The sequence below is a fragment of the Ktedonobacter racemifer DSM 44963 genome (assembly GCF_000178855.1).
Taxonomy (GTDB): domain Bacteria; phylum Chloroflexota; class Ktedonobacteria; order Ktedonobacterales; family Ktedonobacteraceae; genus Ktedonobacter; species Ktedonobacter racemifer.
Genome location: NZ_ADVG01000003.1, coordinates 1,772,793 through 1,790,357, shown reverse-complemented (window position 1 = coordinate 1,790,357; position 17,565 = coordinate 1,772,793). Strand labels below are relative to the sequence as shown.

Annotated in this window: 17 protein-coding genes and 1 pseudogene; 7 read left to right on the top strand and 11 right to left on the bottom strand. The window is 52.1% G+C overall.

The genetic code is table 11. From position 1 onward, the window contains the following. Nucleotides 1-151: 151 nt before the first annotated feature. From KRAC_RS36905 to KRAC_RS36895, 3 genes are all read right to left on the bottom strand, one after another. The gene (locus KRAC_RS36905) at nt 152-1,759 is read right to left on the bottom strand and encodes an ISL3 family transposase (RefSeq protein ID WP_007915325.1); all 1,608 of its coding nucleotides are present in this window, start codon (nt 1,757-1,759) and stop codon (nt 152-154) included. A gap of 829 nt (nt 1,760-2,588) precedes the next feature. Next, nucleotides 2,589-3,140, bottom strand: a complete 552-nt coding sequence (locus tag KRAC_RS36900) for an IS630 family transposase (RefSeq protein ID WP_157507737.1) — start codon at nt 3,138-3,140, stop codon at nt 2,589-2,591. Continuing rightward, entirely contained in the window at nt 3,122-3,721 is a 600-nt protein-coding gene (locus KRAC_RS36895; RefSeq protein ID WP_007916261.1) for a helix-turn-helix domain-containing protein, read from the bottom strand. The genes KRAC_RS36900 and KRAC_RS36895 overlap by 19 nt, the downstream gene beginning before the upstream one ends. 127 nt (nt 3,722-3,848) lie before the next feature. Between KRAC_RS36895 and KRAC_RS36890 the strand changes: the two genes are divergently transcribed. Beyond that, nucleotides 3,849-4,121: a helix-turn-helix domain-containing protein gene (locus KRAC_RS36890; RefSeq protein WP_040445629.1), complete on the top strand. Its 273-nt coding sequence runs from the start codon at nt 3,849-3,851 to the stop codon at nt 4,119-4,121. Nucleotides 4,122-4,248: 127 nt separating this feature from the next. Here KRAC_RS36890 and KRAC_RS36885 read toward each other — a convergent pair whose 3' ends face one another. Continuing rightward, nucleotides 4,249-5,670: an IS701 family transposase gene (locus tag KRAC_RS36885; protein ID WP_007916259.1), complete on the bottom strand. Its 1,422-nt coding sequence runs from the start codon at nt 5,668-5,670 to the stop codon at nt 4,249-4,251. 368 nt (nt 5,671-6,038) lie between these two features. On the opposite strand from KRAC_RS36885, the gene KRAC_RS36880 reads away from it, so the two are divergent. After that, nucleotides 6,039-6,980, top strand: a complete 942-nt coding sequence (locus KRAC_RS36880) for a PAS domain-containing protein (RefSeq protein ID WP_007916257.1) — start codon at nt 6,039-6,041, stop codon at nt 6,978-6,980. A 90-nt stretch (nt 6,981-7,070) separates the two neighbouring features. Next, on the top strand, nt 7,071-7,742 hold the full coding sequence (locus tag KRAC_RS36875) for a hypothetical protein (RefSeq protein WP_007916256.1): 672 nt from the start codon (nt 7,071-7,073) through the stop codon (nt 7,740-7,742). 504 nt (nt 7,743-8,246) lie between these two features. On the opposite strand, the gene KRAC_RS36870 is transcribed toward KRAC_RS36875, so the two are convergent. The 5 genes and pseudogenes from KRAC_RS36870 to KRAC_RS36850 all read right to left on the bottom strand — a co-directional run bounded on the left by KRAC_RS36870 (nt 8,247) and on the right by KRAC_RS36850 (nt 13,300). Then, nucleotides 8,247-9,008 carry a glucose 1-dehydrogenase gene (locus KRAC_RS36870; RefSeq protein ID WP_007916255.1) on the bottom strand — a complete coding sequence of 254 codons (762 nt, stop codon included), beginning with the start codon at nt 9,006-9,008 and terminating at the stop codon, nt 8,247-8,249. Beyond that, nucleotides 8,969-9,574, bottom strand: a complete 606-nt coding sequence (locus KRAC_RS36865) for a PAS domain-containing protein (RefSeq protein WP_007916253.1) — start codon at nt 9,572-9,574, stop codon at nt 8,969-8,971. Before KRAC_RS36865 ends, KRAC_RS36870 begins: the two co-directional genes overlap by 40 nt. 1,440 nt (nt 9,575-11,014) lie before the next feature. Next, nucleotides 11,015-11,410 carry a hypothetical protein gene (locus KRAC_RS36860; protein ID WP_007916249.1) on the bottom strand — a complete coding sequence of 132 codons (396 nt, stop codon included), beginning with the start codon at nt 11,408-11,410 and terminating at the stop codon, nt 11,015-11,017. 185 nt (nt 11,411-11,595) lie between these two features. Beyond that, on the bottom strand, nt 11,596-12,018 hold the full coding sequence (locus KRAC_RS36855; protein ID WP_157507511.1) for a hypothetical protein: 423 nt from the start codon (nt 12,016-12,018) through the stop codon (nt 11,596-11,598). Nucleotides 12,019-12,171: 153 nt separating this feature from the next. Continuing rightward, nucleotides 12,172-13,300: pseudogene (locus tag KRAC_RS36850) on the bottom strand (RNA-guided endonuclease InsQ/TnpB family protein). A 54-nt stretch (nt 13,301-13,354) separates the two neighbouring features. Between KRAC_RS36850 and KRAC_RS78605 the strand changes: the two are divergent. The 4 genes from KRAC_RS78605 (at nt 13,355) to KRAC_RS36835 (ending at nt 16,906) form a co-directional block, all read left to right on the top strand. Beyond that, nucleotides 13,355-13,570, top strand: coding sequence for a ribbon-helix-helix domain-containing protein (locus KRAC_RS78605; protein WP_274532151.1), 216 nt, complete (start codon nt 13,355-13,357; stop codon nt 13,568-13,570). Nucleotides 13,571-13,616: 46 nt separating this feature from the next. Beyond that, entirely contained in the window at nt 13,617-14,996 is a 1,380-nt protein-coding gene (locus tag KRAC_RS36845) for an IS4 family transposase (protein WP_007916245.1), read from the top strand. 337 nt (nt 14,997-15,333) lie between these two features. Then, complete coding sequence (locus KRAC_RS36840; RefSeq protein WP_244422434.1) at nt 15,334-15,633, top strand: YciI family protein; 300 nt, start codon at nt 15,334-15,336, stop codon at nt 15,631-15,633. A 10-nt stretch (nt 15,634-15,643) separates the two neighbouring features. Beyond that, entirely contained in the window at nt 15,644-16,906 is a 1,263-nt protein-coding gene (locus KRAC_RS36835; protein ID WP_007916234.1) for an RNA polymerase sigma factor, read from the top strand. Between the two features lie 83 nt (nt 16,907-16,989). On the opposite strand, the gene KRAC_RS79940 is transcribed toward KRAC_RS36835, so the two are convergent. Together KRAC_RS79940 and KRAC_RS73965 are read right to left on the bottom strand one after the other, a co-directional pair. Beyond that, nucleotides 16,990-17,211, bottom strand: coding sequence for a DUF6338 family protein (locus KRAC_RS79940; protein ID WP_007916233.1), 222 nt, complete (start codon nt 17,209-17,211; stop codon nt 16,990-16,992). A 13-nt stretch (nt 17,212-17,224) separates the two neighbouring features. After that, nucleotides 17,225-17,494 carry a hypothetical protein gene (locus KRAC_RS73965; protein WP_007916231.1) on the bottom strand — a complete coding sequence of 90 codons (270 nt, stop codon included), beginning with the start codon at nt 17,492-17,494 and terminating at the stop codon, nt 17,225-17,227. Nucleotides 17,495-17,565 lie beyond the last annotated feature (71 nt).

Sequence of the window (17,565 nt, the reverse complement as noted above, 5' to 3'; positions counted from 1 at the left end):
TTTCCAAGAGAGACGTGTGTTGAAGAACATAAAACGTTTCAAGAGCACTATACCTCAGTTGTCTGTAGAGAACAGTCTAGCAGGTTACAGACGCCTAAAGAATTTTCTGCTATACTGATACTGCAAGAAGAGAAAGGCTCCCTCTTTCTCGCTACAGCGCATGAAGCACACGTTGACGAAGCAAAGCAAATCCGGCTCTACCATACATGGTTCGCTTGATCAGCTTGAGTTTTGTGACATGCCCTTCCACCATTCCATTGTTGATGGACCACGTTAAACCAGCCCTCACTGCAGCTTTGTCTCGCTTTACGCCACAAGCAAATTGTTGCAGTTCTGGGAGTTCACTGGCAGCGACCTGCTCTAACCAGGCATCTAGCCGGTGTCCTTCTCGCTTATGGACCATCGATAAAAACTCCTGAATGAGATGGTATGCTCTCTTGAGCGTCGTGCTGGCTTGGCAAAAGGCTGCGAGATCGCCTTGTTCAATCTCATCAAGCAGGTTTGGGTCACGGACAAAGAGCCACACGGCTGTATTAGCAGAAAATTTGTGGAGGCGATGCATATTGGCAGATGTTCTTACCTCCGCTTGCTTGAGTGTTTCCAGGTAGCGATAGATGCTTCGCTCCGATCCACTGTAGCCTTGTTCCTTCACCTCACGCCAGAGTGTCAGTCCATTGCGTTCTCCAGCTTGCCAGCGTTGGAGGACGTATGGGGCAAATGGATCGAAAGAACTTTGTCTCTTGCGCCGTTTTTTCGTCTCGGGGAACGTTCCTCGTTTGAGCCAGTCCCGTACCGTTCGTTCTCCCATATCAAGTTGCTGCGCAATCTGTTTGGGCTTCATCCCTTGCGCTCGCAACTCCACCACCTGCTGATAGCGTGCATATCGCCCTGCTCGTCGGGCCAGTCGCGCTTTTTCCACATGAGCAGGTTCAAGAGGACGCCATTCCTCGATAGAGATCACGTCCTTGCTCTGTTCTGGCTTTTCTGCTTTGCTGACAGCTACAATCTCTGCCTGACATCGTGCCAGGAGGAGTTGTGTTGTCTCCGTCAAATTCTTTACCACATGGAAACGATCTGCTACTTGAATGGCCTGGGGAGCGCCTTGAGAAGCTGCTGATGCGTACTCACTACCACGATCACGACTCACGACCATCAAGTCCGGGTGGTGGCGCATCCAGCGCGCCGATGTCTCCGCTTGCCGATCAGGGAGGAGATCAATCACCCGATGACTTTCCAGATTTACCAAGATCGTTCCAAACCGGTAGCCGCGTTGAAAGGAAAAATCGTCTATTCCCAGAAAGAGGACTGACCCGGTAGAGACATCTGGGAGATCCATGATGCGGCGCAAGATCGTTTGGCGAGAAGTCTGAATGCCTAAACGAGCGGCCAATCGAGTGCCGCCTTTGCCACAGGTTGCCAGCCCAAGAGAAGTGATCTGCTGGCAGAGTCGGATTGTCATTCGTGCCCAGGGTTCCACAAAGGCCGGGAGGCGCTCGGTAAAGACCTTTCGCTCACAGAGCGGATTGCGGCAGTAGAATTTCCGAACTGTGAGACAAAGTTGGACGCAGCGGCCTCCACAAGGAGCATCACGCAAGCTTCGGCGATAATGGCACTTTATGGACGAGGACACTTCACAACAGAGCGGGCAGCACGATGTAGGATGCGTTGAGGTCACCGAGATGATCAAGCTGATCTCGGTGATCTGGATGTGATCAAGCAGCATGCCTTCTGGCAGGGAAAGCAATGAGGTCTCTTCCATGACAACCTCACATTCGGCGATGGAACACCCTTCTAGTAGGTTCTTCTGGAAAGGACTATATCATTACGTGTCAAATTTTCGTTCTCAACAAGCAAGCACTATGCCCCAAATCCGGTCAAGAGGCGATTTATGCGTCAAAATGGGAACACGGCGAAGTTATGTGTCAGAGAAATTGCTCTTGACTCATCTATTTGAGCTCAAACAAGTGGCGATTTTATGAGTCGGAAGTGGCGATTTTATAGTATTTCTGACAACGCTTGTTGCAGAAAGTTGATACTACGCCGAGTTGTTCGCCAGAAAACGAGTATTTTAGTCTCAAACGAGCAGTAGCCTATCCAGTTTTGACCGAAAACCTCCTTACCGTACACATTTCACTTTTAGATACGCTGTCCCCAGAATTAGGTTATATTGCATAGATGTTTTTTGTCACCAGAAAAGAGGGCTCCGCGTCATAAATAAATGAGACCACAAATGTTGAGGTTTGTGGTCTCGTCCCTTAGATGTCACAGAACTTCGTCGGCAAACAAAGTTCTGCGCTCCCTTAGCAAAAGGAGATAATTTTAATTGTCTACATTCTCGAACGGAGGAGGCGACTCACACGTCACAAATTCTCTCGCCAGCTCCAGGTCCAAACATAAGAAAAGGCCATCTACCAAACTTAGCCAAGCCCAATGGTTCCTAACCCTCTGCACTCCTGTTTATGTATGCATGGCATTTGTTAGCTATCTCATCACAAGAGACATAGTTACAATCGGAGCAACAACTGTCTTCTCAGGGCTGGCCTACATCGTGTACCGCTACCATTTTCGCTAACCTAGTGCTCTATTCCTCAAAGGCGGTAAGAAAAGAGACGGTGCAGGTGGCGTCGCGTTTTGGGCGGCCGTCCCCAGATCCACGGTTTGGCTCGCCGATTGAGTTGCGCCGTGGCGACGCTCATCGCTCGCTCGATCTCATGAGCATTGGCAAAACTCTGGCCAGCGAAGGCATCGCGTCGGAAGAGGCGCCACCACCCTTCTTGCAGATTGAGCCAACAGGCGCCTTTGGGAATGAAGATGTGCTGGATGCGCGGATGGTCCACCAGCCAGGTGCGGGTTTCCAGACTATTGTGACTGGAGAGATTGTCCGTGATGATAAAGATGTCCCCTGTCGGATTATCCGCCTCGATGTCTTTGAGCAGCTCAATGTAGTTCTTGGAATTACGCGCAGCCGCACAGCGCGTGATCTCCTTGCCATCGCGGACCCGCAGCGCTCCATAGATCCACACCTTGTCATCCCCACGACTGTATTCCAGGGGAGCTTTGATGCGGTGCCCATCCGCTGACCAGCCAGGCGCTGGCGCGAAGGTACGCGGGGTCACCGGTCCTAACTCGTCAGTGCAGATGGTCGTCGACCCGTCGGGTGGCTCGGTGTAGTGGGTGACGACCGCAGTTCTTTTGGGGCAAAGTCTTTGTCATCACTGGTTCCCCAACTCTGGCGATTGCGCCAGCGTACCCCTTCACGCAGGTAGATCCGTCGGATCTGGCTCCGCTCCACCTGGATACCCGCGGCATGGGCCGCCTCCGTGAGAGCATCCAAGCTCCATTGCGCTGAACCTTCTTCCTCGCGGGCCTGCAGGCTCCCATCGGCATACCGCTCTAACCTCCCTGGAGGTGGTCGCTTCACCAGGGCCAGAATCCGGCTGCGCTCCTGCTCGGTCAAGCGCGGTTTACGTCCCGCTCCTTCCCGCATTCCCAGGCCGTTGATCCCTTGCGCATTGAAGCGGTTCAGGTGGATGCGCACGGTTCTCGGATGGCATGAGAGCGTGGTGGCGATCTCTTGCGGCGTCTTGCCTGCCCAGCTCTCCACCACCATCTGGGCATGAAACTTCCAATCAGCAGGTGCGTGGTGACTCCTGGCCAGTTTGCGCACCTGGCGTTCTTCCTGGGCATCCTGCGCCGCTCGGGCTTGCACGTGTTTGGGCATAGCTCTGCTCCTCTCTTGGTGACTTGCTTTCTCTCTTTTAGCGTATCACCAATGAGGAATTGAGCACTACCGGTACTTTGTTGACTGCGGCTTGCAGAAAGCTTGAACCAGGTGACACAATGGAGGTATGCGAGCGTATCCACAAGACCTGAGACAACAAGTGCTTCGCGCAGTTGACGACGGGAAATCCCGAGCGGAGATCATCAAACATTTCCAGGTGTCGCGGGCGACCATCAAGCGATACCTCAAGCAAAGGCGCGAAACAGGAACGGTCCTACCGCGACCTCTTCCTGGGCGGCCCTCGAAGAAAGGTGCAGCGTTGCAGATGGGAGTGCAAGAGATGCTGGAAGCTCACCCCGATGCAAGAAAGCCGAGAGTATTGCCAGTGGTGGGAAGCTGAGCACGGCATGCACGTGAGCCCAGCTTCGATGAGCCGAGCAATCCATGCACTTGGCTGGATGCGTAAAAAGGGGAGCAACAATCAAAACGTGCCATAGAGGAAAAGTCCTTGTCCCCGCCCAAGCTGATCAAGCAAGCACTGGAGAAGAGATGGTGGGGGCTGCTCTGACCACGCTCGCCAGAAGCGCCGAAGCATGATCCAGGGCTCCAACCACCCGCGCACAGCCCGTAGTGCCACCGGCCAGGACAGAGGTGGACGAGATCCTGTTTCCTGGCTGATTTTTTTTTCCCGTTGCTGTCATGTCGACAACAACCTCTGGCTCTGGAGAAACTGGCAGCTTAGATGCTTCTCTCGCATCTTCCATCGCGCTGGAGCAGGGGTGAGAGGCGTGATACCAGCAAAACGAGAAGGCGCAACAGACCAGTTGCCAGTGCCGCCGGATGGCCTGGTCGCTTCTCACTTGATACTGTGACCAACCCAGGGCGTGTTTGACCTGCTTGTAACTCTGCTCCACCCACATGCGCAGCCCGTACAACCTGATTACCTCTTCCAGGTTCGCCGGGGCCAACGGGTGTCCGGTCACCGGGCACGCGGTGCGAGCAGGGAGGTTAGTGACCAGATACCAAGTGGTAAGATCGGGCAAGGTCTGTGGATCGGTGGTTGCCACCACAGCTCGTTCCGTCTTGTCTGTCCCATACGGTCCTGCCACGATCTCCAGCGCCCACCAGTTCTGTATGCTCCTATCTCGAAATGTTCTCGTGAGAGGTACCCACTGGCCCGGCAACTCCGCACTCTTCCAGCCAGCCGATTGGGCCACTTCTCGCAGCGACCCTGGGGTGCCTGCCCGATGCCACCAGTCATGAGAAGGCTTGAGGGCAAGCATATAGCCCAGCTTGAGGTCCCTGAATCCTGTTCTCAAGGGGCGGTCCTCTCCGTGAAAGGTATCCGCCACCACCGCTCGAAAAGGGATTCCTTCCGTGTGCGCCTGGTTGACCAATTCCAGGGCAATCTTGAGTTTCGTCCGAAAAGCAGGATCGTCCTCGCCTTTCTCAAAGTGGTGAGCAGGGGTGTAGGGCTCAACATCGATGGGGGAATAGACTGCTTCGTCCGCCCACAGGCTCGTGACGGAGACCACTCCATTGTCGACCTTTCCCAGTTTTCCCAAATATTGCCTGCCGACATGAGCCGTCTTGTGGCCATCTTTGCGATCTCCCGTCTCATCGATGACCAGAACTCCCTTGGACGTGGGGGCGGTTGTTGGGTCCCCGCGCAACAGTTGGAGCCGACTTGCTTGCAGTTTTCGCTCATCCCAATCCGCTTCCGAGAGGAACCATTGCAGCGCTTGCGCTCGTGGTAGCTGGGCTCCGACTCTTGGTTCGGTGTTCATCACTCCTGTGAGCGTCTTGTGCCGTTCGCTCGGCAGCAACAGACCCTCCACATATCGCCGAAATCCATTGCGCTGATTGCTCTTACCAAACAAAGGATCAAAGTGTTCCACATACTCTTCCAAGGGCGCTGGGGCTTTTGTTACTTCGATGCGTTTTGTCATCTTCTCTGCCTCCTCTGCCTCATTCTATCCTTCTTTTCCCGCGTCAACAAACTACCGGTAGTGCTGCGTTCCTCATTGGCGCTGACATTCCTGCTAGCTAAACCTATGGGTAAGGCATGCCTGCTTTAGCCCTAGACCTTGATTCAGCGTTTTATTCATACCAATGAGGAACGCAGCACTACAGCGGTGTTCACAAAGATTGAGCTACCTCGTTCTTTGGCCTTTCTTTCAAACCAGAGGGCTCGCCCTGGTAATCTCCGTGTGATGAGATTGCCATCTCTTCTCCCTGATGCATACACTAGCCTTAAGTAGGATATTCTTTTTCTCGGCTTGTAGAGCGATTGAGCATTGCTAAAAGGAGCTCTGAGATGGGGAAAAGCTTGCAACATGTCACACAGCGCAAGCAGAAACGGGGTGGAACGCCTGGAGGGAAGCCCATTTCTCACGCACGCTCTCTGGGGGAAGCACGCAAGCGACGCAACCAAGTAGAAGCCATCTGGGAGTCTTTCCCGGAGGGTCTTATTGCGTGTGACCGCCACCAGAAGATTGTCCGGATCAATGCCGCTGCTCGCAAGCTCTTTGAAGTGGTTTCCAAAACCCAATGCCAGGGAAGAAACCATCAGCACTTTCTCACCTCCTACATCAGTTCCGATGAGCAGCTCCCATGCGCTTCGAGAGAGCAATGGCTGATGAACCTCGCTCTTGCTGGGACAACAGGAGCCGGTTTGCCAGAACAGATGCTGCTGCATCTGCCTTCCGGGCGCAAGATCTCGGTCACGGTTCGTACCTTTCCCGTGAGTGCTCACAGGTGCGACACGGAAGAAACCGTCTCGGTCTTCCATTGGTGGCAGGAAAGCTTCTCTCTCCAACGTGTCCAGGAGTCGATGCTGGATCTGCTCGCCGCGATCACGCAGATTCCCAAGCAGATGATGGATCACGTCTTGCTAGAAGAAACCTTCCTCCTCTCGTCTCCGATGCTCTTCGTTGCCCAGCAACTGGTGAATGTCATCCAGTCTGTCCTGAATTGTCTCCATGTGAATATGCTCGCGTTCGGTCGCCGAACGAGCCATCTGTATTTTGTCGCAGGAAGTGGCAGGACCGCTGAACAAGAACAGTACTGGCGAGACATCGGAGGACACTTCCATAGCACAGAGTGCTCCTGGCCAGGAGGCCACGTTCTGGTTGACCTTGCCTATAGCATCTCCGGAAACGTGAGACACGTCCCCTTGCCATCTGGCTCAATCTTTGTGAACACCGGCTGTAGGTGTAGTTGGCGGTTTGTTCAAACGAATTGGTCAAGGGAAAAGTGAATAAATTGAAACTCATCAAATTATTCTGCAAAGACTGGGTATGCCTCCTCCCCATGTATGAACGTAGCACTCGAAAGGAGTAAGTAACAGATGGAACACCGCACAACCGAACACGCTCCAGTGGAGCTTTCCTCACAACTCGTCACGATCATGACGACGGAACACTACAACTTGCGCATGGCACTCTCGATGAACGACACCGAAATTACCGGTCGTGCCTCGCTCTTCGTTGGGGCTGTCTCCAGTGCCTTGATCGCCCTGGCTTTCGTGGGGCAGGTCTCCCATCTGGGAACAGCCTTTTTCGTGTTTGGCCTGGTGGTGCTGGCCGCTCTGGTGGTGATGGGGCTGATCACCTTTCAGCGTGTGCTGGAATCGAGCAATACGCAGTTCATGTACGCGCGGGGGATCAACCGTATTCGCCACCTCTACCTGGAGTATGCCCCGCAGATGTGGCCCTACTTCATCCTCTCTGCCCATGATGATGTAGAGGGAACCCTGACAGATATGGGTGTGATGCATTCCTCCGGCTGGCAAGGCTTGTTCTCTCTGGCTGGCATGGTGGCCATGATAACAAGCGTCCTGTTCGGAAGCTTTGTGGGTCTGCTGCTGGCTGCCTTCGGACTATCCTTGGCGACGACGGTGAGCGCGGGGATTGTCGCCTTCCTGCTGAGCGTGGGCCTGCATCAGCTCTATCAATGGAGGAATTGGCAACAACTTGTACGCGATCTGCCCGCCCGTTTTCCCAGCCAACCAGGCCACTAACGTTTCTTCAGCAATCAGCCGGCTGTGTTGCAAAAAGAGTAGATCTGTACTAGGTATAATAAGCTGAGATGTATGTTGAATGGTGTGCAGTCGGCGAGGACTCCCGCCAGCCTGTCTGAACGTGAGGTTGGCTCATCTCTGGCATTGCAGGGAGAAAGATAATTGCGTCATTCGTCAAACGCACGCTCAGATTCGTGCTGCTGAGTCGAAATTTCCGAAACCATGCATTGGGTAGTATCGCTGTTTGATGCCTCGATGATGTTGTTCTATGGGGTACGTAAGTCCTGTTGTCTATGAGCAGCAGACTTGTCTTTGATGACTCCACAAAAGCTGGGGAAGACCAGTTGCGCAAATGCCAGCCATTACATGCCCACACGCGTTTGGCTCCCCCTCGCTCCACCAATTGCCCAAAGAGCGTATCAATGCGATAGCGCACAGTGAATTCACTCTCCATGAGCTCACTATACACTTTAGAGTGAACTCGCCTACCCTCCAGCACAACCCCTACCAGGCGCGATAACCTCCATCAACCGACAAGGTACTGCCGATTGTGAACTTGGCAGCGTCCGAACACAGGTAGAGAACCGCCGCTGCGATTTCCTCACTGGTGCCAAAACGCCCAATCGGATGCTTGGCGATCAGGTCGTCGCGAGCCTCGCCTGTATTAGCGATAAAACGATCAATCATCTCGGTCTGAATTGCACCAGGTGCCACCGCATTCACGCGAATATTTTGTTTGGCAATTTCCACCGCGATTGACTTGGTCAGACCCTCAACCGCGAACTTCGAGCCGGCATAGATGCTGGCATAAGCCGCTCCCACAAGCCCGAACATACTTGAGGTATTGACAATAGCGCCGCCGCCCGTTTTCTGCATGGCAGCAACTTCGTGCTTCATGGAGCACAACACGCCCCAGACATTGAGGTTAAACGTGTTTTGGTATTGTTCCTCCGTGATCTGATTCAGCGGACAGACAATCTCAATGCCGGCATTGTTAAACGCCGCATCGAGGCGGCCATACGTTTTTACGGTGAAATCCACGGCTGCCTTCACATCGTCTTCTTTGGTCACATCGGTACGGATAAAAGACGCCTCGCCGCCACGTTTTTTGATTTCATCGACGACTGCCGCACCTTCTTTCTCACGGCGTCCGGCGAGGACAACTTTAGTACCAGCATCGGCGAAGGCGATTGCAGTTGCCTTGCCGATGCCAGACGTGCCGCCGGTCACAAATGCGACTTTGTTGGCGTATGAATTATGTCCCATATAATCCCCTCTCTTCTATGCGTTGGGTGATAGTTCACCCCACATTCCCGTTTGATTGTCTCTGCCAGTTTTCTGCTTATTGCTTGCCACCAATGGAAGACCGAGACGGTTTCTTCCGTGTCGCACCTGTGAGCACTCACGGGAAAGGTGCGAACCGTGACCGAGATCTTGCGCCCGGAAGGCAGATGCAGCAGCATCTGTTCTGGCAAACCGGCTCCTGTTGTCCCAGCAAGAGCGAGGTTCATCAGCCATTGCTCTCTCGAAGCGCATGGGAGCTGCTCATCGGAACTGATGTAGGAGGTGAGAAAGTGCTGATGGTTTCTTCCCTGGCATTGGGTTTTGGAAACCACTTCAAAGAGCTTGCGAGCAGCGGCATTGATCCGGACAATCTTCTGGTGGCGGTCACACGCAATAAGACCCTCCGGGAAAGACTCCCAGATGGCTTCTACTTGGTTGCGTCGCTTGCGTGCTTCCCCCAGAGAGCGTGCGTGAGAAATGGGCTTCCCTCCAGGCGTTCCACCCCGTTTCTGCTTGCGCTGTGTGACATGTTGCAAGCTTTTCCCCATCTCAGAGCTCCTTTTAGCAATGCTCAATCGCTCTACAAGCCGAGAAAAAGAATATCCTACTTAAGGCTAGTGTATGCATCAGGGAGAAGAGATGGCAATCTCATCACACGGAGATTACCAGGGCGAGCCCTCTGGTTTGAAAGAAAGGCCAAAGAACGAGGTAGCTCAATCTTTGTGAACACCGCTGTAGCGGTAGTTTGTTGCCTCGGGATTTTGCGCCTGATATTGGATAGCTATCCAGAGCCATTTAAGCACAGATTGTCCTCACTTGATGGGTTTAAAACGGGGCAAAATCCCAAGGCAACAAACTACCGGTAGTGCTGCGTTCCTCATTGGCGCTGACATTCCTGCTAGCTAAACCTATGGGTAGAGCATGCCTACTTTAGCTCTAGACCTTGATTCAGCGTTTTATTCATACCAATGAGGAACGCAGCAGTAGAAACATTATGCCCACAGCTCAGTGTAACCAATCAATTGCCCAACGTATCAGGAGAAACTTTATTGTCCCTACTTCCCCCATCACAAGTTACGACTTACCTAATGGGCGATATACTGTCCATTGTTCGCTTTTGACTTCTATGGCATTTTCAGCGAGTGCTCGTAAAGCACTCGCATCTGGAGACTAAAAAAGACCCGGTATTCGCGCAACCCACTCCGACAATGCACAAGCGGAGAAGTTAACATCACAACCATCAACTTCCTCAAATGAAGAGGTAAAGATAATGCTCCAAAATTGGCAATCATCATAGAAACGATAGTACCGAGTGTTCGCCCGATGTAAGCTATTCCTGGAGCATCGGGAACTCTCTGGAGACAAGGAGCGTTCAAATAGACCTTCCTGCGAGCCTGGTTTCAAAGCACGCGATGAAGCATTCCAATCCACCGCTATAGCATAGTTTTTGATCGCCTCGAGTGAGCGCATGCAACGATAGAGTGTTGAAATGGACATGAGGCTCCTACTCCTAAAATGTTTCTACTTACATTAGTAACGCTTATCATAAGATATTTTTTCTCTTAAAGTGAATAGGTGAAGTCAAATAAAGTACTTCTTCATCATGCTCATATCTCTCTTAAAGGTTATCCTCTAAAGTGAGGATATGAAGCAGACGAGAAACGAGTCAGAAAGAAAACCCTTAGAAGGGTAGGCAAATTACAAAACTTTAGCGTTACTGATGTATTGCTAAAAAATTAAGAAGCAATCTAACAAAAGCGGCTCTGGCAAAGCTTTTTCCATCGAACTGCTCCCCATTCGAATTGAAGAGATGTTTTTCCAGGGGTTGCTCTTTGGATAGAGGGAGAAATAATCAAGCATTCAGCGTACGGACGAACTGTCGACAAGAGGCATCAGAACTACGAACCCACAGCTCTACATACACTTTATGATGTCGCATATTCTATCCTGGACAGACCAGCAACTCCTGCATTTTCGCTTAGACAAGATTAGTGGATGCCAATCGCTTTACCAATGGCGGTAAGCAAGACAGACCAGAACACCCCTTGTTGGACAAAAAGCCCAATCTGTACAATAAATGGCGATGTGGGGTTGATAGCTTTTTCATAAATTCCTGGAAGGATAACAATGGCGATAATTGCAGAGAGTACGACGGCAGAAAGGGTAATATGGAGCTGGATATCCTGGTTTGTTTGAAACTGCATAATGCTCGAACTGAAGAGTACTCCGATGATAGTCCCCAGGTAAAGCAGCAGCTGTTTCCACAGAGGGATTGAAGGAGGGGTAACGGGTTTAGCAAATTCGAAACCATCGCTGGGTATCGCCTTGATATATATTGTGGTAATGCGTGTATTTAAATCAAAATAGCGAAGCAAGGTCCCCATACAATAACTCTCCCCTTTTTAAATCCTTCTACATTTCAGTCAGAAGCTATCATCGTTGTTGTAGCCACTACGGCAATGGGAAATAGTGAGCTTACTCTAATAGACGCATGCATATGATGAATTTACAATACATGTTTTGCAATTACCCATATTATCACTATCTAATTAGAAAATTGCACAATTCATTAAAGGTTCAATTTGTCAATTGCCTGGTAAAGAAGAGGTTCCAGTACATTGGTTTCCCCATTTTCAAGTTCAACCGCAACATAGCCTAACGCCAGTGGAGTAACATATTGATAGTTGTTTTGTGCCTGTTGAGGATTAGAGATATAGGAAACCATTTCCGGTTTCACAACACGTATCTCAGGTGGTCGTGAAAAAGGAAGTTTTTCTTGCCAGGGAAAGGCGGTAAGTTGTGTAAGAATGTCAGGAAGTGCTGATCCACCCCCTACCAGGTAAATTGCTGATGGCAGTACTTCCCCTTGAGATAATTCTTCAATCGACAATTCCATTGCGTCCATCCATGTTATGCAAACTGAAGCGATAACATCTTTCAATTCATCATGAAGGTTCCCCCGAGTTTTCCCCAAACTATACTCAATTTTCAACTTTTCGGCTTCTCTTAAATTTATTTCTCTTTTCGAAGCTATATGCCTTTTGACACTCCCCCGGATACATCCAGGGGGATTCTTCCTTCATCCAGGCGGCTTGCTCACTCCCATTGCTGAGAGACAGTAGCGGCCTTCCTGTCCAGAAGCGTTTCATGCACTCAACGGTGCATCAGTTCCCGTATGCCCTACGGTACTGAGCGCTTTTTGCAAAATGTTCATCGCGGCGTTGTGATCTCGATCCAGCACGACACCGCATCCTGTGCAGAGGTGAGTTCGGACACTCAGGCTCTTCTTGACGAGCGTGCCACAGGCTGAACAGTTCTGACTGGTATAGTGTGGCGGGGCGGCCACAACAGGGATACCATGCATTGCCGCATAGTATTTGACCCAGGTCAGAAATAGACCCCATCCAGCATCGTGGATGCTCTTGGCAAGGTGTCTATTTCTGACCATATTGCGAATCTGCAACTCTTCAAAGGCAAAGAGGATCGTGAGACGAGACGAGCGCGTTTGCCTGCTTCCTGGCAAAATCTTCGCGCTGCCTTTGGACTTTCAAATGCGCTTTTGCGACAGCTTTGCGAGCTTTCTTGCGGTTCTGACTCTTCTTGTGCTTCTTGGAGAGGCGACGTTGCAAGCGTTTCAGGCGGTTTTCTGCTTTGCGATAGTGGCGAGGGTTCTCAACCGTATTGCCTTCCGAATTGGTAGAGAACGCGTTCAAGCCAACATCAATCCCAACCTGCTTACCAGTGAGAAGATGCTCGATATGCCGCTCGGCAACCACAGCAAACTGGCAGTAGTAGCCATCGGCACGACGGATGAGACGAACGCGCTTGATGTCGGGGATGGGGCGGGTGGCAAGATCACGACTGCCGATCAGGCGCAAGCGACCGATAGCGCAACCATCGGTGAAGGTGATGTGCTTGCCATCAGGGTCGAGTTTCCACCCGGTCGTCTTGTACTCCACCGAGCGGTTATCGTGCTGAAAGCGGGGATAGCCCTTCTTGCCGGGCTTGTGGTTACGGCAGTTGTCATAGAAGCGAGAGATGGCAGTCCACGCCCGGTCTGCTGCTGTTTGCCGAGCCTGGGAATTGAGAGAAAAAGCAAAGGGGTGTTCTTTGGCAAGAACGGCGCAATACAGTTGCAAGTCATTCCTGGTCGCGTGGTCATCTATCCACAAACGCAAGCACGTATTGCGAATGAATTGCACACTGCGAATAGCTTCATCAATGGCAGCGTATTGTGCCTTGTTGCCCTCGATTTTGTATTCGTAGATGAGCATTGCGCCCTTGCCCCTTTCCTCTTTGTTATGCGATAATTATACATCAAAATTCTGATGTATGCAAGAGGTGAAAGAGTGAGACGTACAAACATTTACCTGAATGAAAAGCAACACCAAAAATTGCATGAGCAAGCTGAGAAAGAGGGTGTCCCTGTCGCGGAATTGGTACGACGTGCCGTGGATGCATTCCTGTTGTGGTATGATCCGTCCTACTGTCCAACTCCACCCAATCCACCCCAAACAAGGAAGAGCCATTCATCCCCCACTTAAAAGATCTGTCTTTTACCCACAATTTACAATCGTATAGAATGGAGAGATGAAAACGCAAGAGATTCTGGACCCAGAGCAATGGGCAGAAGCTACCTTTGGACAGACGCAACTGAAAGACATGCGCCGCACGAGGCGGGCCGTGACGACAGCGGCTCACATGGCCGAGGAGCCCGCAGCCTCGCTGCCAGCCCAGGCGCAGACCTGGAAAGATGCAAAAGCCGTGTATCGACTGCTTGATGAACCCAATGTCACCTTTGATGCGCTGATGCAACCCCATTGGCAACAGACACGCCTGCGCATGGATACCTTGCCACTTGTGTTGCTGGTACAGGATACGACGGACCTGGATTTGAGCCATCGGCGCAAAATGAGCGGCTTGGGAGAAATCGGCAATGGGAATGGGCGTGGGATGTACCTGCAAACCGTCCTGGCCGTTGAACCGGACAGCCGGGCGGTGCTGGGGTGTGCCTATCAATGTCCCTTCATTCGCATTCCTGCACCCAAAGGCGAAACTCGAGCGCAGCGGTGCAGGCGCGAGAAAGAAACCGATATCTGGCACCAATGTGTCCAGCACATTGGACCCTCTCCCGCATCGAGTGTGCGGGTGCAGGTAGCAGATCGTGGAGCCGATATCTTTGAGTTCCTGCACGTTTGCCGAAGCATCGATACGCACTTTGTTGTGCGTGCGACGCAAGATCGGCGTGTTCAAACCCAGGAGGGAACGCTCGGGTATCTCTTTGAGCAGGTCCGTTCGCAGCCAAGTTCGGACGTGCGTCCGTTTGATCTTCCCGCTCGGCATGGGCACCAGGCTCGTTCTACCACGTTGTATCTGTCGTGGACCTCTCTTGAACTGCTGCCACCGCGCAATGATAGCCGTCTCAACAAACTTCCTCCCTTGCCTGTCTGGGTCATTCGGGTGTGGGAAGAAGGGGCTCCAAAAGGCGAAGAGCTGCTCGAATGGATTCTGTTGACCTCTCTGGTCGGGACAACTTGTGAGCAAGCCTGGCAACGGGTCGAGTGGTATCGCGCTCGCTGGCGGGTGGAGGACTATCACCATTGCCTCAAAACGGGATGTCGTATCGAAGAGCGGCAAGTCCAAAGCGCCGAGCGCCTGATCCGCTTGCTGGGAATGCTCTCTCCTCTCGCCGTGCGTTTGTTGCAAGTGCGTGATCTCTCCCGTCAAGCGCCAGAAAGCCCGGCCCATGAGGTCATCGAGCCAGAAACGCTCACGATCCTGGCTGCTCACGTCGGTCTCTTGCCTTCCACCATGACGGTTGAGACCTTCTGGACAGAGATTGCGCGCATGGGAGGGTTCTTGGCGCGTCGAGGTGACGGGCCTCCTGGCTGGAAAACCCTTTGGAAGGGCTGGCTCCACTTGCAGGCACTGCTTGAGGGCGCTCATTTGGCTTTTCACCTCCGTTTGTAAAATGTGGGTAAAAGACAGACTTAAAAGATTGGGGCTTTCTGGCTCGTTTCCTGTAAACTCATAACGAGATCCCTCCGATGACAAATAGAAGCGGTTGGTTTTGCTCCTATCATAGCTCATCGGAGAAAGGTCTGCTTATCCAAAACTCATGTTGAATATCAATTCGTCAAGAAAAATAGAAAATTGATGTGGTAGGCTGTCGATTTGACGATATGCCATTCGTCGTTATGACAGAATAGCGTGAAGGACGCTACTAAATCTCTATCAGTTAAAGAAAGAACGAACGACTATGCAATATGCATTCTTGATCTATGCAGACAGAGAAGCTTATGCTACGATGACACAGGAAGAACTCTCTGCTATGGAGCGAGACTACGCAGCCCTGGCCCAGGCGGTGAGCGAGCGTGGCATTATGCGCGACGGCAGTCAACTCCAGCCAGCCAGCACGGCAACGACTGTGCGTGTGCGTAACTCCCAGAAGCTGATCACCGATGGGCCCTTTGCCGAAACGAAGGAGCAACTCGCTGGCTACTTCATACTACAGTGCAAAGATCTGGACGAAGCGCTCGCTCTGGCGGAGAGAATGCCCAACGTGGCGTATGGTTCCATCGAAATTCGTCCAATTGTGGAAAGGTAGACCAACCACGATGAGCGCATTGCACGATGTGATCGAATACACCTTTCAACAGGAGGCTGGTCGCGTGATTGCTGCACTCTATAGCAGCATCCGCGATCTCGAACTGGTGGAAGACGCGATGCAAGATGCGCTTGTACTTGCCCTGGAACGCTGGCCCCTGGACGGCGTTCCAGGCAATCCCGGTGCATGGATTACTACCGTTGCCCGGCGCAAAGCTATTGATCGGCTGCGGCGGCAAGACACCCTGACTCGCAAGATAGCTACCCTCACAGCGCTCGTCAACGATGAGCAAGAAGAAGACATCATGGACATGCACGAGATCCCCGACGAGCGCTTAAAACTGATCTTTACCTGCTGCCATCCCGCCCTTGCGAAAGAAGCGCAGGTTGCCTTAACGTTGCAGGTTCTGGGTGGCCTGACGACGGCTGAGATTGCCAGTGCTTTTCTCGTCACACAGACGACGATGGCGCAGCGTCTGGTGCGGGCCAAGCGCAAAATCCGAGATGCCAGGATTCCCTATCAGATTCCACCAGCCAATACCATCGCTGAGCGCATCGATACAGTGCTTTCTGTGCTGTACCTGATTTTCAATGCGGGCTACAGCGCACCAATCGGCGACAAGCTAATCCGGCATGATCTCTGTGCCGAGGCGATTCGCCTTACGCGCGTCCTGACAGCGCTGTTAGCGCAGGAAACGGCGCTGGCAGAAGATGCCGAAGCGCTTGGCTTGCTGGCTTTGATGCTACTGCACGATGCTCGGCGCCAGGCACGCACCACGCCGAATGACGAACTCATCCTGCTGGAAGACCAGGATCGCACACAGTGGAATCACGCACAAATCACAGAAGGCTGTACTATTTTGGAGCGAGCGTTGAAGATGAGAACAGCTGGCCCTTATCAGATCCAGGCTGCCATCAGTGCACTGCATGCCCAGGCCCGGCGCTACGAAGAAACTGACTGGTACCAGATCGTCATGCTCTATGATGCGCTGTACAGCATGCTGCCCTCACCGGTGGTAGCCCTGAACCGGGCCGTCGCAGTGGCAATGATAGCAGGTTATGACAAAGGGTTACGTCTACTTAATCAATTGGCAGAGACCGCCGAACTGAACGAATATTATCTGTTTCATGCTGCACGTGCTGACCTTCTGAGGCGTACAGGCAGCCTGGACGAAGCTCGCATCGCCTACGCCCGCGCGCTTGAACTCTGCCAGAATGCCACCGAACAAGCGTTTCTCCGCCGCCTCCTTGCCGAGATGTCTGGTTCTAAATAAAGAGTTCGGAAAGAATTGAAGAAAGCCAACCGTGAAACGAACACGCTCTTCTGGCTGCTTGATCAGCCTGGTTTATCCAGAACTCACGTTATTGAAGAAACTTCGAACAATTCGACAAAATTACAGGCGTCCATTGAGATTAACAGGCCCTTCGTTTTGGGGACCAACCCTATCAACTGGCCTTCCCTTTTAACCGTACAGACTTTCTCAAGGTAAATTTCTTTTGGGTGGGGAAAGGTTGAGACATAGGATTCACCACCGTATACTCCACCAATAGAGCCCCCATCCTTGAGGTGAAAGAGCATGCCATAACATTTCTTACGATCCGAGAAGACATAGTCCCAAGGCGATGGGTCTGGGCGCAAGAACAGCCCCGTGGAGGAATTTCTGTAACCCTCTTAATCGTGTGGTGATGCCACTGGCAAGGCCGACAAGGATCGGGAAGACGAGATCGATGAATAGCAAGGATGTTCCATCGAGCGTCTTACAGAAAACCGAGCGAAAAAGCCCCGGTTCATTCATGCCGGGGATGAATCGCTCTTCCTTGTTGGGAGGCTTGGATGGGAGGTAGCTGCTTGTGATGCTCATTCCTCCTGCTCGTTAGCGCTCTCCGCTTGACATACCGCTTTTTTGAGGTAAAATACCCTCATAGCATTCAA

Excerpts from the sequence above, each read along its gene's own strand:
- KRAC_RS36895 (WP_007916261.1), bottom strand. The coding sequence starts at position 3,721 with ATGCCCAAACACGTGCAAGCCCGAGCGGCGCAGGATGCCCAGGAAGAA.
- KRAC_RS36890 (WP_040445629.1), top strand. The coding sequence starts at position 3,849 with ATGCGAGCGTATCCACAAGACCTGAGACAACAAGTGCTTCGCGCAGTT.
- KRAC_RS73965 (WP_007916231.1), bottom strand. The coding sequence starts at position 17,494 with ATGAGCATCACAAGCAGCTACCTCCCATCCAAGCCTCCCAACAAGGAA.
- KRAC_RS36860 (WP_007916249.1), bottom strand. The coding sequence starts at position 11,410 with ATGGGGACCTTGCTTCGCTATTTTGATTTAAATACACGCATTACCACA.
- KRAC_RS36880 (WP_007916257.1), top strand. The coding sequence starts at position 6,039 with ATGGGGAAAAGCTTGCAACATGTCACACAGCGCAAGCAGAAACGGGGT.
- KRAC_RS79940 (WP_007916233.1), bottom strand. The coding sequence starts at position 17,211 with ATGCTCTTTCACCTCAAGGATGGGGGCTCTATTGGTGGAGTATACGGT.
- KRAC_RS36905 (WP_007915325.1), bottom strand. The coding sequence starts at position 1,759 with ATGGAAGAGACCTCATTGCTTTCCCTGCCAGAAGGCATGCTGCTTGAT.
- KRAC_RS36870 (WP_007916255.1), bottom strand. The coding sequence starts at position 9,008 with ATGGGACATAATTCATACGCCAACAAAGTCGCATTTGTGACCGGCGGC.
- KRAC_RS36835 (WP_007916234.1), top strand. The coding sequence starts at position 15,644 with ATGAGCGCATTGCACGATGTGATCGAATACACCTTTCAACAGGAGGCT.
- KRAC_RS78605 (WP_274532151.1), top strand. The coding sequence starts at position 13,355 with ATGTATGCAAGAGGTGAAAGAGTGAGACGTACAAACATTTACCTGAAT.
- KRAC_RS36840 (WP_244422434.1), top strand. The coding sequence starts at position 15,334 with ATGACACAGGAAGAACTCTCTGCTATGGAGCGAGACTACGCAGCCCTG.
- KRAC_RS36865 (WP_007916253.1), bottom strand. The coding sequence starts at position 9,574 with ATGGGGAAAAGCTTGCAACATGTCACACAGCGCAAGCAGAAACGGGGT.
- KRAC_RS36885 (WP_007916259.1), bottom strand. The coding sequence starts at position 5,670 with ATGACAAAACGCATCGAAGTAACAAAAGCCCCAGCGCCCTTGGAAGAG.
- KRAC_RS36875 (WP_007916256.1), top strand. The coding sequence starts at position 7,071 with ATGGAACACCGCACAACCGAACACGCTCCAGTGGAGCTTTCCTCACAA.
- KRAC_RS36845 (WP_007916245.1), top strand. The coding sequence starts at position 13,617 with ATGAAAACGCAAGAGATTCTGGACCCAGAGCAATGGGCAGAAGCTACC.